This is a genomic window from Paenibacillus sp. NPDC057934, assembly GCF_042887565.1.
In the GTDB taxonomy this organism is placed as follows: Bacteria; Bacillota; Bacilli; order Paenibacillales; family Paenibacillaceae; genus Paenibacillus_AQ.
Genome location: NZ_JBHVPB010000004.1, coordinates 74994 through 91310, shown reverse-complemented (window position 1 = coordinate 91310; position 16317 = coordinate 74994). Strand labels below are relative to the sequence as shown.

The window sequence follows — 16317 nt, the reverse complement described above, 5'->3', positions numbered from 1 at the left end:
AACGTGCCTTAAGAACCGCACTACTATAGCCTTTTAACGCCCTGTATAGTTCAAACAGTCGTTAAAATAAAAAAGACACCTTGAAGGGTGTCTTCAGGCTGTCGAGAAAGTTTCGACAGCCTTTTTCTTTATGTCTTGATTACTTAGTACGACACTGCGTTAATGTTGTATAATATAGGTAACTATTTATTGAACGGATAGTGTTCTGTACGTTGCATGCCAAGCGAGAAAAACAACAAGCTTATGAGTTTGTTTCTATTGAAGATATGGTTCCACAAGATGATTTGCTGCATAAAGTAGATAAATATATTGATTTTTCCTTTATAGATGAAAAAGTTCGTCCGCTATATCTGCAGATAATACTTATCCTTCCATTGATCCCTTCGTCTTATTTTAAATGATTTTTCTAGGTTACTTTTATTGGGTCCGTCCCGAACGCCAATTGGAGCAGGAAATTAAAAGCAATCTGGCCTACCGCTGGTTCTTGGGACTGGGCCTAACAGATAAAGTTCCTGACCATACCACGATTAGCTGGAATCGGCGGACCCGGTTCAAAGATACAACTATATTTCAATATATTGTAAATGAAATTGTCCTGCAGGCGATTTCGCATCGTATGGTTGGCAGGCGCGTCCTCGTGACCGATTCTACGCATGTCTAAGCCAACGCTAACAAAATCAGTACACCAAACAACAAGTGCTCCAAAACGCCAAAGATTACGGGGACGAGCTCAATACTGCCGTGGCTGAAGACCGGAAAGAACATGAAAAAAATCCTGAAAATGAGAGAGGAAATAAACGAGGAAAAAGAACTTAAAGTGAGCAAAACCGATCCAGACAGTGGATATATGATTCGCGATGGCAAACCCGAAGACTTCTTTTATCTGGACCACTGCACGGTGGATGCCAAATACAATCTCATTACAGATGTGCATGTCACGCCCGAAAATGTCCATGACTCCGTGCCGTATTTGTCGCATTTAGATCGCTAGCAAACCCGTTTTGGATTTAAAGTGGAAGCCGTTGTACTGGATTCTGGTTATTTAACCACACCCATTTGTCGAGGATTACAGCGGCGAGAGATTTTTTCTGTCATTGCACGTCGAAGATTTCATCCCGAGCAAGGCTTGTTTCCAAAGTGGACGTTTACATTCGATGCGGAGCAAAATCTGTATGTCTGTCCAGCCACGAACTGAATTACCGAACGACAGACCGTAAGGGCTACCGACAATACGCATCCGACTCAGAGCATTGCAAAACCTACCCGTTGCTGGGTGGGTGAAACCACCGGAAGGTGGTGACCCGGCAGCCTGGGAGGATAGCAACTTCCGTGAGCGTGTCAGCCCTCTCCAAAATATTAATATCTATTCTTAACAAAAGGAACAAAACTACATAAAAATTGAAGTCCCTAAGTCTTCTTCCTTTAAAAAGCTGGGCCTAATATTTCTGTTGATGTTCCAGAAAAGGCTGATGTGACTGGGACTGTAACTCTTATTCATATGTCAGCAATATCTGCCCTCACTTGCTCCTTATTCAGATAACGGCCAATACACTTCCTGGGTCGGATGTAAAATACTAAGCTTGCGCACGCCCTTTTAAAAAATCACTCCCTCCAGGCTCCTCTTTCCCATGGGTTAATTTCTGAAAAATTTCGTAAGGCAGGCAAGCCTGCACTTCTGGGTTCCTTCAGGTTTATTCTTTCGGCAATCTGGTCAAATTAATAATGGCACCGAAATAGTCCATCTTCTGAAGTTTGCTAGTCCTAATTACAATGGTGTCAGCAAAACCGTCATTACGGACACAGGTACAGTCATTACTTATAAACTCAATACAGTTTCGGCTATTTCATAAGTTATCTTGAGTTTTTGCCTATTAGCCAAACTCATGTATACGACCACCGTTCTTTATATAATCAATGGAGGTTCCCATCTTTTTGGCCTCTGCAGCCGCTCTTACTCATTCATCATTCTTGGACTTTTTCCACTTCCTACGGCCGAATGAACTTGGTTAAGTTTGTTTGGAATAGAGTCGTAGCTCGTAGAAAACCAACAATTTCAATATATTCAAATTAAAAGGCATCGCTTATCATCATATATTAGTTCACGCCTATTTATGTCTGAATCATTGTAATGTTGTCCGGCCCAATGGTCGACGTAAACTGGGATCGGATTTACTTTTACCATTTAATTCCGACTACAGACAAATAGAGACTCGGGTCGTTACGAAGTGGCCGCGGCTTCATTGATGAGGTAAATGAAACACACCATGAGAATGTTTCTAGAATTCCGATTTGTGATAAGCTCTCAGATGAAGGCAGGCTTCTTGTATTAGTCTTGCCGGCAGGCCAAATGGGAGTTTCAAAAAGCTGCAACCTAGGCAAAGTGATCAGCAACGGAAGAAGACGAAAAACGGCACATGCTTCCCACCCATATGGCAGCTTCTGAGAGGTCAGCACAGCTACGTGATAAACTAGTCCATCGAGAACATTGGACCAATAAGTTTAATTTAACTTGACGTACATGTATTCCGGGACAATGGCTTGCTATATTCAGAGTGGGTGATAAACTTGAGCTACGATTATGGAATCATTGGGCGCCGGATTAAGTCCGCACGCGAAAAAAAAGGAATGACCCAGGAGAACCTAGCTGAGAAACTGGACGTTTCAAATGCCTATATCAGTAAAATCGAACGCGGGAAAACACCAATAAGCCTAGACCGACTATCCGATCTATGCCGCGTTTTGGAAGAATCGCCCGAATACATGTTACGAGGCTCCAACAACGCTTCGGATGATTATTTGCGCAATGAGATCATGGCCATGTTGGAAGGCTGCTCCCCGGAGAAAATTAGGTTGATAGCCCAAATTATCAAGCCAATTATCGACTTTCCGGAAAAGTAGCATTGTAGATAGACCATAGGGTGTGCAACAAAAACAACCGGCTTCGTTAATAGTGACGGTTGTTTTTGTATAGCGATATTGTCTTTTGCTGACGCATCACCTTGAAGAAATTCCCTTTACACTGCCTCTTAAATTTCTAGTTTCATAAGGTACAACAGTAAGCATCGTTTTAACATAATAGATTATTGCCCGTAAATATATCTGGCCGGCCCCTTGAACACCTCACGAACATGCCACTCCAGAAAGACCAGCTTGGGCCGATACAAAGGGCTGATTGGACTACGGATTTCCGTCCCGTGATAACGCATCAGCCATTCCTCTAAGCCCCTCGTGCCATGCGCCTCCTCAGCGACAAGCAGTCTGCGATCATTTGTAATCGTAAATACGCCGCGATCAAACAACTTATGATGCAATGTACATAAAGCGATACCATTTTCCTCTTGATCCGGCCCCCCCGCCTGATGCCACTGAATATGAGCGGCGTCGATTGCAACCAATTGGCTACCCAATCTGACATTGAAGCCACAAACAGCACAGCTGTATTCATAAGCCGTCAAAATCCGATTACGGAATTGCGGATCGCGTTTTTTCCGAGGCGTAGGCTCCAGCTCGAAGCCAACCGCCTCCAATATATCAGGGTGCATCGTCTCCGGAAAATGAGCATGCAGCAATTGCTCGGCAACTTCCTGTCGCAAAGCGGGGCGCTTCTCAAGTAAGACAAGAACCTCCGGTTCAAATCCTCCCGTAATGTGCTGCTCGAGTAGAAGCTTCTCTTGGATTTGTTTTTTGCTCACGGGTTTGTTCAGTGCCCATAGTCCATCTGTCGTCAGTCTCACAAAGGGCTCCTCCGGACAATAACGCCGTCGCCTTGGTCCGAATTCTATCAGTAACTCTTTTAACTGGATGCGCGTCTCTTCGTAAGTCAGACGCTTCTCTCCTGCCTGCAGCCTAGATAAAGCAAGTAGAAGCAGCAGCGGCTTATGCGGCGCTCGCTGCTCTTTCTTCCTCCATATGGTCAGATTGTTTATGCGCTCTTTCAGCTCTTGTTCTGTTAATTGCACCGCTACCACCCAATGCAAATATACCAGACATATCCATACAGTTACATAACCAAAAAAATAACTTGAACCCATAGGTTCAAGTTATTAGCCCCCTCTATCTATCCATGCCAACACGCCAGTAATATACCTTCCCTTGCTCGCATAAGACAATGTCAGCTGCTCCGATCGCTCCGAAAGTTTCTCGATCTACGAACGCAGAAAATTGATAGGGATTATAATAGGCCTCCCTAAATTCCCTTCCGTCAATACTTTGCAAATTCTCATCGTATTCACCATGTACGAATGCATGCACGTTCTTTTTTCTTTCTCGTAATACACGCAAACGCCCTGAAGCGGAAACGGGAAAACAGACGTTCCGAACGACAATTCGTTCCGTATATCCCAATACTCTGCGTGTTGTGACATGGCGAACTGAGAAGCACTTCTTATGCAGATGAAATGCAATCATCACTTGTTGACCGTTATCCAAATGTAAAAAATCCGCTTCACTTCGCATAATTTTCAGTCCTATCTTTTGATATTACTAATCATTATGCGAAGCGTTTACGATTTTAAAACCAGGTTATTCTAAAATTTGGGCACTATATCGTACAAACACAAGGAACAGTGTCGTCCTCTTGAAGCAAATAGTTCTGCACGCCTTCCCTCTCCAAGGTTTCACGGTATTCACGCAAGGTGTACGGACCTCCATCACGCTTCAGAATGGATACATTCTTGTCGAAGTGACGCCGGAACTCCTCTTCCATCTCCTCCTGTTCCCGATACACATCCGGCCATATCCGATACAAATGGGCATAATGTTGAAAACCGCCCCTGACACATCTACCGCCGCAGTTAGCATGCGAGAACCCGAGCTCGTACATGACAGGCAGCCGAATGCCCCACTTCTCTTCAATGATTCGTTTGGCATCCACCTCCTCCCGGAATGTTGAGATGAGTGGGAATCTAGTTTCCACAGGCTCGATCGGCACATGGGCATAAAAATCCTTCAAATTTTCAGCACGATGCTGCTCATGTCTACCAATACCGAAATAAAGAATTGGTTCAAGCCCCTGCTCGCTTCTGAGTTCCTCTAGGAAGATGACGGTCTGTCTCACCTTCAGTTCCTCTGAGCATTTGGCCAATCGCGAGTTTCCCATAAATCTATAATCGTAAAACACCTGCTCTGGTGTTCTGCCATCAGTCCGGTAAGTAATTTCCATGCCCAAATAATCAGCTACCTCATGCATGAAGCGATAGTTATCTTCGTGCTCCCATAGCGTATTGGTGAAAAAAAGAAGACAATTCTCACGACCATAGGTCTGAACCATATGATAAGCCACATAAGCAGAGGAAGCTCCTCCACTGTACATGGCAACATGAACCGGCTTCCTTGTCATAACTATTCTCCTCTCCTAGGGGTTTCATTCAGCTCTTGAAGAAGCTTAAGCAATATTCCCTCAATTTCCTGGGGTGCAATATCTTTACCCGCATATTTCAACATGTTCTTGACGTTGGCATAGAGCGTAAGCGACTTTTTAGACAACTCCATTGGAACATGGCTAGTAAATACTGAGGTTGCTGCTGCTTCATTCTGAATATACAACAACTGCCACTCGTATTTTACTTGATTTAAAAACAAATCATGCGTAGCGTCAGACCACTCCGTACGCGGCACACCCACTAGATGCTCTGCAAGCAAATCTATCAGCGCAGTACCGGTAGTCTTACCTGGATCGAAAGTGAGTAGCTTGCTGTTTCTACCAATCGCTTCTCTACGAAGACCAGGCAAGTTCTGAAGAAGTTGAGACAGCGACAGCAGTCCCGTGATTTCCAGTACCCCCTGTTCCAGTTCTCTGGCATTGCGATCCATAAATGATTCCAGCTCCGCACGGGCAGCTGATAGCTCAGCTTCATCACTGGCAAGCAGTCTCATATGGAGGTATGGATCACTCTCCGATGCTCGAATGTGATCGCGAACCGCTCTAGCTGAAGAGGTATGACTATTACTGATTTGAGCATATTTTGGAAGCGACCGCAGCCACTTTAACAGCGCCTCCGAAGAGTGTACGAAGCTAACTCGCGCCTCTTCTTGAAGATCGAAAATGTGACCCAGCTGAGCCAACCACTCCTGCTCTTCCGGAGTCCATTCATAATAACGGTACTCATATTCATCGGCCATCTCTACTATTTCCAATAGGGAGGTTCCGCTTAAATGAGTTGTAAGCATATCATGCGCGTAGAAAAACAGCTGATGCCAGTGATCGCGAAGCAGGGCTACGAAGAGAAGCGGTACAACAGCCGTTCGGATGCCATAAGGAGGCTCCTCCATCATCCGAATGAGATCGGATAGCCTGCCGACAGGCGACCGCTCCAGACGCCGAAGCAATTGGTTCCGCACAGCAGTCAGTCTTTCGTTACATGCGACGTCGCCTTCTGCCGCGTTATAGCTATATCCATTATTTTTGAGCGTGCTAGCATAGATCAAATAATTAGGTCCGTATCCAGATATTCCGAGGTTTACCTCCTCTGGCTCTCTAATTATACGATCCACTACGTCAATCAATGCGCGCCGCTGAATGGCAGATATACGATTCCGGTTAAATGACTCATTACGAATAATTGGAGTGCTCCGATAGGTCCAACGTAATCTCTCGGTAACTGTCGCTTCAAGTCCTCTAAGATCCCTAATCTGCTTTCTCTCGTCACCACTCTGCCACTCCATCTCTTCAAAAGCAAAGTACCGCTCCGTGAAAGCCTTGATTCGAAGTCCTGTCTCATGCAGCATATATAACAGTTCACTTTTCACTCGAACATCTTGCGCCAGAAACGCTGGATCGTGCAATAATCCCTCAAGAATTTTATAGTGTACTAGAGACGGACGGATGCTCTCCGCCGTAAAGCTTGGAAAGCCGATAAGATACGGAGCATCCAACTCCCGCATAACAGCAGCAGGGTCTTCTACATCTTCAGCATCCTTATAAAGCACCAACCATATGCGATCATCGGCCGCAAAATCCTCTATATCCGCCGCTTTCTTTAATTCACTTATGGTTATAAAGGTCACATCCGCATAACGCAGCATGTCGACTTCATCATTATATTCAAAAGGCATCACGTATGTAAGCGGTAGGTGGCGCTTCAGTATTGCCAGACTTTCTCTATCTTGAAGCGTGGTTGTCGTCATCCGGGAAGCTACAACCTCATGAATATCGATAGAGCTACCATCATATAACTCCCACATATCACGGATAGCATTGTAACGTACTAACTTAGAACGCATTAGTTCATCCAGATTGGAACGTATCGACTCTTCAGACATACCAAGGGCAAAAGACATGAACAGCAGTGTAGCTGGTTGCCTCTGCGCCATCCGCCCCACCGCCCATAGGGTTAGGAATTCGACGATCCTACGTTGTAGTGGCTGCTGCCCTGTTATATACGGAGCTATCGTATGATACAGCTGCAGACTGGGCTGTTCAGCGTCATCAACCGATTCCACCTGGAAGAAATTGAACAGTTGATCTGCATAATAAAAATCATCAGAATGATGTACATGATCGATCAAACTATAGCGTGCGTTATCAGTCAAAAAGGAGTACAAGGTCCTTTCATTTTGTCCAAAAATATTCGAAAGTTGTGGTAACAGCATGACGGTCACAGGATGCAGCGGATACAGCATTCGGATAACACCCTGCTCCAACTGATAGTTCGTCAACTCCGCAAAAAGTGGGAATCTCGACGCCTGATCCGGCAAATGCTGTATAGCATCAAGCTTCAGTTGCTGCCGATTGATCGGCGCAATCGCTTCTTGTGCAATACGCAGGAAGGTTGCCGCGTCAGTCTCCAGGCTATAGAATCGGAATCTTTTCTCCACCTTCTCGAATTCGCCCCGGATGCTCTCTCGCTCGCTAGCCGCATATTGGCGAATATGTTTATGACCAATAACCAATAGTTGTACATTGTCCACATGACTGACGAATTCAGCAAAATCCTGCAAATCTCTCATATTGGTTATGGCATCAGAACCGTCAAGTGACTGTAGGAAACGACCGAACTCATCATAGACAACAAACAATCCAAATCCATACTCCCTCAGTTTCTGGGTAACCTGCTCCAAATTTTCGAGAAAAACAGCTTCATGATCCATCGACCACGGTGTACCGGCTGTTACCGTAGGATAAAAATCAATAAAGTCGCGAAGCACCTCTTCATCATAATGGTTAATCAGACCACTCCACTCCGATTCGCTCCAACTGCGGCTTTGCAAGTATGCGAGGAACGTTGTATACGTGTCTGGATAATCCCGTTTCCAACGATCCACGGTGTTTAACACGCTCTGGGCCTCGTTTGGTGTCTTGATGTCGATGCCTCTTTCAAGCAGTGTCCTATGAATCGCAAAATTCACGATGCTGCGTAAACTCCCTGTTCTGCCGTTGATGATGACGGGAAGGTAAGTTATCGACGTTTTACGCGCCTCACTCATACGCTCCGCAAGTCTGCTATCGAGTTGCTTCGCTTGCCCCATTAAAGATGTGCCCCAGTCGTTTTCGAACGACTTCGAGAGATACTGACACAAGATCGTGGCAAGTATAGACTTGCCTGTTCCATAGGGGCCGATTAACAAATGGGCATGGGCCCCTTCATGCGTCACTCCTTCCATAATGCCGAGTATCACCTCAGCGTGTGAGGCAGTCAGCACATAACGATCCAAGAGTGCTTCGTCATAGATATCAAATTGTAAATTGATGCTTGCGCGAAATCCTTGCATTAATTAGCCGCCTTCCGTGCATACGCTTTGCACAGAAAGCCATACGCATCCTCTGTTTCGATACTTAAGCTGTAGAGCTGATTGGTACGCACGAAGCGAACAGGATAAAAGGGCAGCTCCTGCAGCCGTTCGAGCACCTCCAATATTTGATTGGAAGAGAGATGGAATAATTTCCCCCAAAGTCCTGGTTTGACGAGGAATTCCTCAAGCGTCACACTATTGACCTGATGTCCCTCACAATAATGTAGCAAGTTAAAATAAAGGCCATCTAGATCCAGCTCCGTCAGCTCAGGGCTGCGTTTCACAAATTGCTCCCGAGTATCGTGAAGCAAATGTAAGGCGGACAACGGACTCGCAACAACCTCTTCAGGATCATCCTCGACTCTGGCCTGAGCCGTATACATCAGCTTGAGACAATCCAGATCTCGTTTTAACGTATTTAAGGATACCGCGCGATGATGCTGCTTCACCCACTCGTCCAGAGCGTGGAGTAAGTCTTCATTGGGGCTTGAACGATAACCATATTCGTTAAAGTACCAATACCAGGTTGTCGCTTGCTCTCGATTGGACGCCAGCAGACAATGCAGGGCAGTCGACGTAAGCGGAAGCCGGATGAAGCGATCGTAACCCTTGACTATTTCCCCAAACGGAGTCAGTTCATGTATCGACCCGATCTCCTTATCTTTGGCTTCCCGCATGATCGTTGTCGCCACGACCCAATATCGTAGTGCCTTGACCATATTTCTACCCAAACCGATCCGCTCGAAGCCGAACTCGCTGTAGAAGAACTTCGGGTCTTCATCACACATCTTGAACGCTTTAGCCAACCAGTTTACCCGAAGATAAAAGCTCTGATGATGTCCGTATTTCATGTCTGTCCTCCAGATTTTCGAAAATATAACAGTAATGCTCGCTTCACTGCTGGCGTCAGAAATGGACTTTTTCCTCTTAACGTTTCCGATGCATTCAGCTTCGTCAGGAAGTCACCTTTGCCGCCTAGCGTCTCCGCTCCTTCCTCATTAATGATGATTTTGGAAGCATGATGATCCGCTGCCTTAAGCGCAAGCCGAGCAGGCAAATTATTGCGAATATTGGTCGGTACGATATCAGCTTTCGGATTTTGTGTACAGATGAGCAGATGGATACCAGCAGCACGGGCCTTGGAACCCAACCTAAGTATGGCACTTTCTACGCGGCCACTTAGGGACTTCTCTCGTTCCATGAAATCGGCGAATTCATCAAAAACTACGACGAGCCGTGGCATAATGCCACTTGTCAATTCCACATACTCGTCGATACTTGATACACCTTCCTCTGCGAAAGTTCGATAACGTTGCTCCATCTCCTCCACTAGTTGCTCCAACGCCATGATCGCCTCCTCAATTTCGGTAATCACCTGGCGTGTGTGAGACAGCCCTACATACGGCATGAACTCCACCTTTTTCGGATCAACAAAAATAAACTGTACTTCTTCTGGGACATACAAGCACATCAATCCCAAAATGATGGCATTCATCGTTACACTTTTACCGCTGCCCGTCGTACCACCGATCAACAAATGCGGGGTGTTCGAACTGGAGAAATCCATCGTAATCAGTTCACGCAGCTGCCCTAACCCAATAGGCGTAACGAGTTTACCCTTCAATCTGGAGGACGGAAACTGCTCTCTGACTTGTTCCATAAAGCGCTCAAAATAAACCGTTTCCGGCGCTTCACGATTAATATCAATATTGATACGACCATTGCGAAGCGCAATTAGCGGGATAGCAGATAACTTCAACCAAAGGTAAATATCTTCGGCACGGCTTTCAATACTGCGGAATGTTTTATCCAGTGGAATCTCCACCACAAGTCGAATAACACTGACACCCACAAACGAATCCACGAGACGAATATGAATGCCAATCAAGTTAAAGCTGTAGCGAAGCTTCTTCTGGTACTCCTCCACTAATGAATCCACATCTTCAGCCGTAGGCTCTTTGTGCTTCTTCAGCCCATACAAAGCCACCTCTTCTGGAAAACGAAGAACAGGTATATCTGAATCTTCTAGTGAAGCCGCAATGAGCTGAAGACTGGAGACGTCAGCCTCCTTATCGTCATACGCTGTTCTATTCTCGGCTGCATGTGATAACGCTGCTACCTTGCTCTCATAAAAACTATCAGATTCATCAGCAACTTCCTCACTGTTCACCACCCCTGGCGACATGTCGTGATGTCCAGTTGCGCTCGATGACAAATCCATGTTGCTCAGCCGTCCCTCTGGTTCCAAACCTAACTTGAAGGACACATACTCTATCATCCCCTGAGGTTCTTCAAAGCTTGGTAATTCCAACTCTTGTGGTACTCCTAGAGCCTTTAAAATATAAGAACGATTATAAATGTGGTTAACGAATTCCTGATGCAGCAACTCCGTCTGGTAACCGCCCGTGTGTCCTTCCATAGTGCTTAACTCAAGTAAATTTGAAGTATATACAAACGTGTCGATTGAACCAGTGAAGGAAAGCTCAATTTGATCAATGGGGATGCTCTGTAGATCCTTCAATAGTTGTCCTTCGCCCAACTCGTAGGCATTGTACTCCAGCAGATAGTATAACAACTCTTTTCGCCAAAGCTCTGCACTAGCGGGGTTGCGCGAGAAGTCGAAACGATTGCGGTATAGGTCCAATCCAGCCTGCACCTGCTTAATTGCATCATAACGCTCTTTCTCAAATATCGTATGGGCAATAAACTTCAATTCCACCAGTTCGAAACGAAGTTCCAGTTTCTCACCTGCACGACGTACGGACGTGCGGACAAGATCCGGTCTGCGTCCTGCCTCACTGAACCAAGGTAACTCGTCACATACCGCCCAAACCACAAGCTCGTCATCCTCTGATGCTCTGGCCTCGGTGGACAGATAGATCGCCAGCAGTTCATGGGCGAATTTACCTGGACCGATAGCCCTCAATACGATACCGCCTGATATTGCTTTAACTCGTTCGATAGCACGATGAACCAAGGAACGATCTAACTGATCGTTCTTGAGCAATCCTGCAAACTTCTGGTAAAGTCGATCAAAATATTCATGATCCTTCTGCTCATTAACTAATCTTCGAATATATTTGGAAGACGAAATAAGTGTCCGCAGCCCTTTATTCTTACCCGCGTTAGATTTGTACTTAATAATCTGCGCTTGAGGAGACACATAATTAAGCAAAGATTTGTCAAGATGACGATCGATAATAAACGACCAATTGAACTTTTGATGCATATAATCAAGCATCTCCGTGTCTGCTTGACGATTAAGCGCAACTACATTTCGCAGCAAGTAGTGTTCATCATCAACCAACATGCCGCCGTTGTTCAGTATGTACTGCATTCGGTAAAAATGCTGCATTAGCTTCGGCAGTCTGTCACTGATTAGATTAACCCTCTTAATATTGTCTCTTCGGTAGAGCGGCTCCCGATAAATAGTGTGAAACCAGTTTTCAGAATCGTGTACAGCGACCTTCTCCAGCTTGTATTGTACACTCGGTGATTGACCAAAGTAATTCACCAATATGCCGATGTCTGCATCCAAAAGCGTTTGATCAAGCGTGTGCATCAGTTTGTTGACCAAGTTCTCAGCAATTACGCTAATCTCAACCTTGGGAAATGCATAATACTTCTCCGAATAGCGTTCCTCCTGGGTCATCCAGATATTAAGCTCCTCGTAGATAGCTGCACCACGGGTTTCGCTGTGTATAATAGCCTTGACCTTTCGGACATTCGTGGAACGAAAAATGATATCAATAGCTCGTTTAACATAATCACTGTGTGTACAATATAGAAAAATAAGATCTAGGCAATCTTTCGCATAAGGATAAACCTCGAGGTAAGTCTTAACCGTTGGCAGAAATTCATCGCCAAACGTGCCGACCAGATGCGCTTCTCCGCTGCTTCGCCCATTGGGGGTAAAAACTCCTTCCCCCATACGTTCCTGCCGTTCAATTAAGAATTGATCCGTCTCCCCGTAATTAGCAAAATAGTGTGGCGCAAGCTTAGAAGTTTTCTCCTGCTGTTGTCGGAAATACGTATCCATATCGCTCAAATCCTCAACAATACCACTATCTTGTCCCAACCACTTACTGAGCACATCGCGTACATTGACAAGCCGCTTCGAGTAGCCTAACAGACGAATCGGATTGAGTAGCGTCACAACTCTTTCCTGCGCGCAGCCAACACGATCTCCAGCTCTACAGTTATAGCTGTCACAAGTACCCAGAAGGCTCATATACCGATAGACATGATTGACGATTAGAGGAGATTGTCCGGCGTTCCGCAGCTGTTGTTCGAGCACATTCTCCAAACGAGCGAAATCGATGGTGCTCAGACCTTCATCAACTGCTACTTCAAGCTCAGTACGAAATCCTTCCAATAGTTCGCAGAACGACTCTGCCGCCTCCGCTACGTCAAGTTGCCCCTGCATAGCATAAGCCTCAGCGTTGGACTTGATTTTCCCGAGGATGTCTTCTGTCCGCATATCATCTCCTGCAAATCGCTGAAAATACGGAATTCGCCTCTCTGACACAAGGCTTTCGAGCATTGCTCCTAGCTCGCCGTCGAACGCATTAACAAGCTTAAATTTGCTGCTGGCCAGTTCTTGTCCGTTCATACACATGACTAGCTGTAAAGTCACTTCGTTCTTCGGTTTGCTACTTGGCTCTGGCCACTCATCAGCCTTGAAGGTTACAAATCCCGTTAATTTCTCTATTCCATTCAAATGAAAGCGCAGCGCAGCAGCTTGCTGCTCGCTAACACTTGCCTCATATATTCGAAGCATTAGGCTGACTCCCGTTAGGCTTTCACCTTCAAATCCTTCGAACAGCAAAACACTTTCGCGGATCAGTGCATCCGTCAGCTCTGTATATTCTGCATGCTGCCGCTGACGAACTATCGTTCTCTCAAGCTCCTTACGCAGCTTTTGATTATCCTGTAGTTCAATGACAAACTCATCTACAAAAGCTTGAATCATATCCGGATCAGGAGAGACCTCAATAGCCTCAAGCGTATCTCGAATAAGCATCTCTTGTTGTTCATTAAGCGTTTGTGTGGTAGCAATATGCGTCTTGAAGTCATTGATCTTCTCGTTCCACTTTTTCCTACCTGGTCTGAAATGCAGGGCCGCAGCAATGGTATCAAAATCATATTGAAGCAACTCAAGTGATCCGTTATGAATGAAGTCAAGCGCTTGCTGACGGAACCGATCAGGTTCTACCTGCTCCCACAACTCGTTTACTTCTTGTTCATCCGCCGCCCGTTCTATATAAGAATACAAATTATCGACAAAATCTTCCTTGTTGACCGCACGACCCTCCCGCTCTAACCGCGAAAGCTGATAATTGCGCTTTAACCTTGCTTTGCCCTCCATTGGCTTAAAGGATAGTTTTTTATCACGAAACAGCAGCAGTTTGTCGAGATTGCGCTGAATGCTATCGATCATGGTTAAGGATGTATCCTCCATAACGGCAATCAAAAAAGCAAGCACATTGCGAAGCTGCGGTTCAGCCAGATCTGTATACATCAACATAAACGCTTTGAGCGACTCCATTTCAGTGCCATACAGGCGGTAGCGATTTGCAAGCAGTCGATACAACACTTCCAGTCCTTCGCTATCAAGCAGACGGGCCTCGTCTATAGTAAATATATTCTCAAGACTCTGCGCTTCAGATGCGCGATTGTTCATGAAGATGACCAGTGCGCTTCCTTGAGGGTTATTATTGCGAAGCCAGGTACTCGTCTCATGTTCCTGACACTCATACTCCTTATATCCTTCTACAATGGATAATGTCCGTAGGATCGGACGGTAATACACCGTCAAACGTGACTCCGCCTCACGAAAAGCCTCTAGTACATCGGTCCAAGCATTCTCATCCATACCGGCGACACGCGCAAACAACTTATCCCCGCCTGACAGCTTCTGGGTTTCAAAGTGGCTAAGCACTATTTCTACGATCCAAGTTCCGAGCAGCATACCTGTGGTATTAAACATCCGTCCCCACCTCCTGCTTACAACAGTCATACGGGTTTTGAATCATCGCTGTTGCGTCGGAAAATTCAATTAGTAGACCATTATGCCTGAGTTTCTTTCGTAACGCACGCTCGTTATCTTGAAAGTAGCGAACATTAAAACCCGATTTTTCATAAATTCCTGTTTCTTTAGCTTGCTGCTCGCCAATAACAATGCCGTGATCCGTACATAAGCGACTCAGAAACAGGTGGAACTCCATCTTGTCTCCCGGCCGTATAGTCGTGAAAACCAACATTTGCAGAAAACTATCCGAGATAGTATACCTGTAATTGGATGCTGAACCTCGGCGATAAGTAGCAAAACCTCCATCCCTGGCAATGACCCTCGTAACTTGTATCTGATCGAGCTGAGAGGTGACTACCTCACGAACGCTGCTCTTGAGCGTAGTTTGAACATCAGCCGCGGTTTTGCATCTCGACAAAATCCGCGTAATCGCCTCTTTACGACCACGCAATTTGGTTAACCCCATAATGCTGTAGAACAGATCAGGATTTTCCTTCCATTTAGGCAGTAATTCCTCAATTTGATCGCTATTCCCTAATGCCTCACTCGATTTCCTTTCAAACTCAACCAAATATCGCTCCTTCAGCATCGCTTCATGTTGCTCAAGGCTCTTCGCTGCTTGACGATAGATATGCATATTGGTTCCATCCATACAATCAAAGAAATAGGTCAAAGGCTTCATATCAGATTGAGAACGAGCATGCATGTAACGGGCCAGTTGAAAGCAGACCAGCGATGTGAGCAAATGAAACATCTCGTAAACGTCCATGTCTAATAACAGCAGACTTTCCATCTCTGCCCCGAATTGTTCGAATAGCTCTCTATTCTCAATTTCCGCCTGATTCGGCAGTATGGGCGTGCGGGCATCCCGGCCATCGGCACGGAGTTGTGCCACAATCCGATCTGTAGCAGACTCTGAATCATCAAATACAGCAGATATTTTACCGACTACCTTCTCTATAATCTTATTTCGTGTAAGTAGCTGCTGAAATCTCTGTTCGATAAACACACGCCGGTCTTCATGATGCTCTGTACCGTGTCCTAACATAAGAAAGTACAGCTCTCCGCCACGCGCAAAAAAGTTGCGCTCTATGCCATAGCTTCCATTCTTTTTACGAAGTTCAACATAAAGCAGTGATTCATGAAGCGGATATAGTGATCGCGCAAACCAAGACCGGTCAGCCTCTTTGCCATCCGTATCATAAAGTACGATCTCTAGATTTCTCAGAAACTGCTTCAGTACAGACACATTGTTTTCCTGAACTGCCTGTACTAACTTCTCCTTTTTTGCTTCGTTCAGTACAAGGGTACTGCCTGCTCCTCTACCTTCCTTCACGCCTTCAAAAATAAACTCGCGCAGTCCTATGGAACGGCGACGATAATAACAGTCACTTGCAAAAGAATACTCGGTCCCACTCAGCACATTCAAAAATTCCAGTACATACTCGGGACCGCGCTGACCATCCTTGAAGCGATGCCCCCATATATGCGCCGACAGCTGAGAAGTGAAGTCATCCAGCCTGTCCTTTTCCTCAACTAATGTCATCTCACAGCCC

At 45.7% G+C, this 16317-nt stretch carries 8 protein-coding genes and 1 pseudogene; 2 read left to right on the top strand and 7 right to left on the bottom strand.

Annotated elements, in window-relative coordinates:
* Positions 1-212: 212 nt before the first annotated feature.
* A pseudogene (locus tag ACFVRY_RS10385) lies at positions 213-1272 on the top strand (IS1182 family transposase); the annotation flags it as partial.
* A gap of 1293 nt (positions 1273-2565) precedes the next feature.
* The gene (locus ACFVRY_RS10380; protein WP_387499871.1) at positions 2566-2898 is read left to right on the top strand and encodes a helix-turn-helix domain-containing protein; all 333 of its coding nucleotides are present in this window, start codon (positions 2566-2568) and stop codon (positions 2896-2898) included.
* Positions 2899-3080: 182 nt separating this feature from the next.
* Here ACFVRY_RS10380 and ACFVRY_RS10375 read toward each other — a convergent pair whose 3' ends face one another.
* The 7 genes from ACFVRY_RS10375 to ACFVRY_RS10350 form a co-directional block, all read right to left on the bottom strand.
* On the bottom strand, positions 3081-4031 hold the full coding sequence (locus ACFVRY_RS10375) for a phosphorothioated DNA-binding restriction endonuclease (protein ID WP_387499869.1): 951 nt from the start codon (positions 4029-4031) through the stop codon (positions 3081-3083).
* A gap of 22 nt (positions 4032-4053) precedes the next feature.
* Complete coding sequence (locus tag ACFVRY_RS29390; protein ID WP_483875147.1) at positions 4054-4455, bottom strand: hypothetical protein; 402 nt, start codon at positions 4453-4455, stop codon at positions 4054-4056.
* Positions 4456-4540: 85 nt separating this feature from the next.
* Positions 4541-5338, bottom strand: a complete 798-nt coding sequence (locus ACFVRY_RS10370) for a phosphoadenosine phosphosulfate reductase domain-containing protein (protein ID WP_387499867.1) — start codon at positions 5336-5338, stop codon at positions 4541-4543.
* A 2-nt stretch (positions 5339-5340) separates the two neighbouring features.
* The gene (locus tag ACFVRY_RS10365; protein WP_387499865.1) at positions 5341-8709 is read right to left on the bottom strand and encodes a hypothetical protein; all 3369 of its coding nucleotides are present in this window, start codon (positions 8707-8709) and stop codon (positions 5341-5343) included.
* A complete protein-coding gene (locus ACFVRY_RS10360) occupies positions 8709-9581 on the bottom strand; it encodes a DUF4007 family protein (protein WP_387499863.1) in 873 nt (290 codons plus the stop codon). Before ACFVRY_RS10360 ends, ACFVRY_RS10365 begins: the two co-directional genes overlap by 1 nt.
* Complete coding sequence (locus ACFVRY_RS10355) at positions 9578-14719, bottom strand: FtsK/SpoIIIE domain-containing protein (protein ID WP_387499861.1); 5142 nt, start codon at positions 14717-14719, stop codon at positions 9578-9580. Before ACFVRY_RS10355 ends, ACFVRY_RS10360 begins: the two co-directional genes overlap by 4 nt.
* Positions 14712-16307, bottom strand: coding sequence for a hypothetical protein (locus ACFVRY_RS10350; protein ID WP_387499859.1), 1596 nt, complete (start codon positions 16305-16307; stop codon positions 14712-14714). The genes ACFVRY_RS10355 and ACFVRY_RS10350 overlap by 8 nt, the downstream gene beginning before the upstream one ends.
* Positions 16308-16317: the final 10 nt, after the last annotated feature.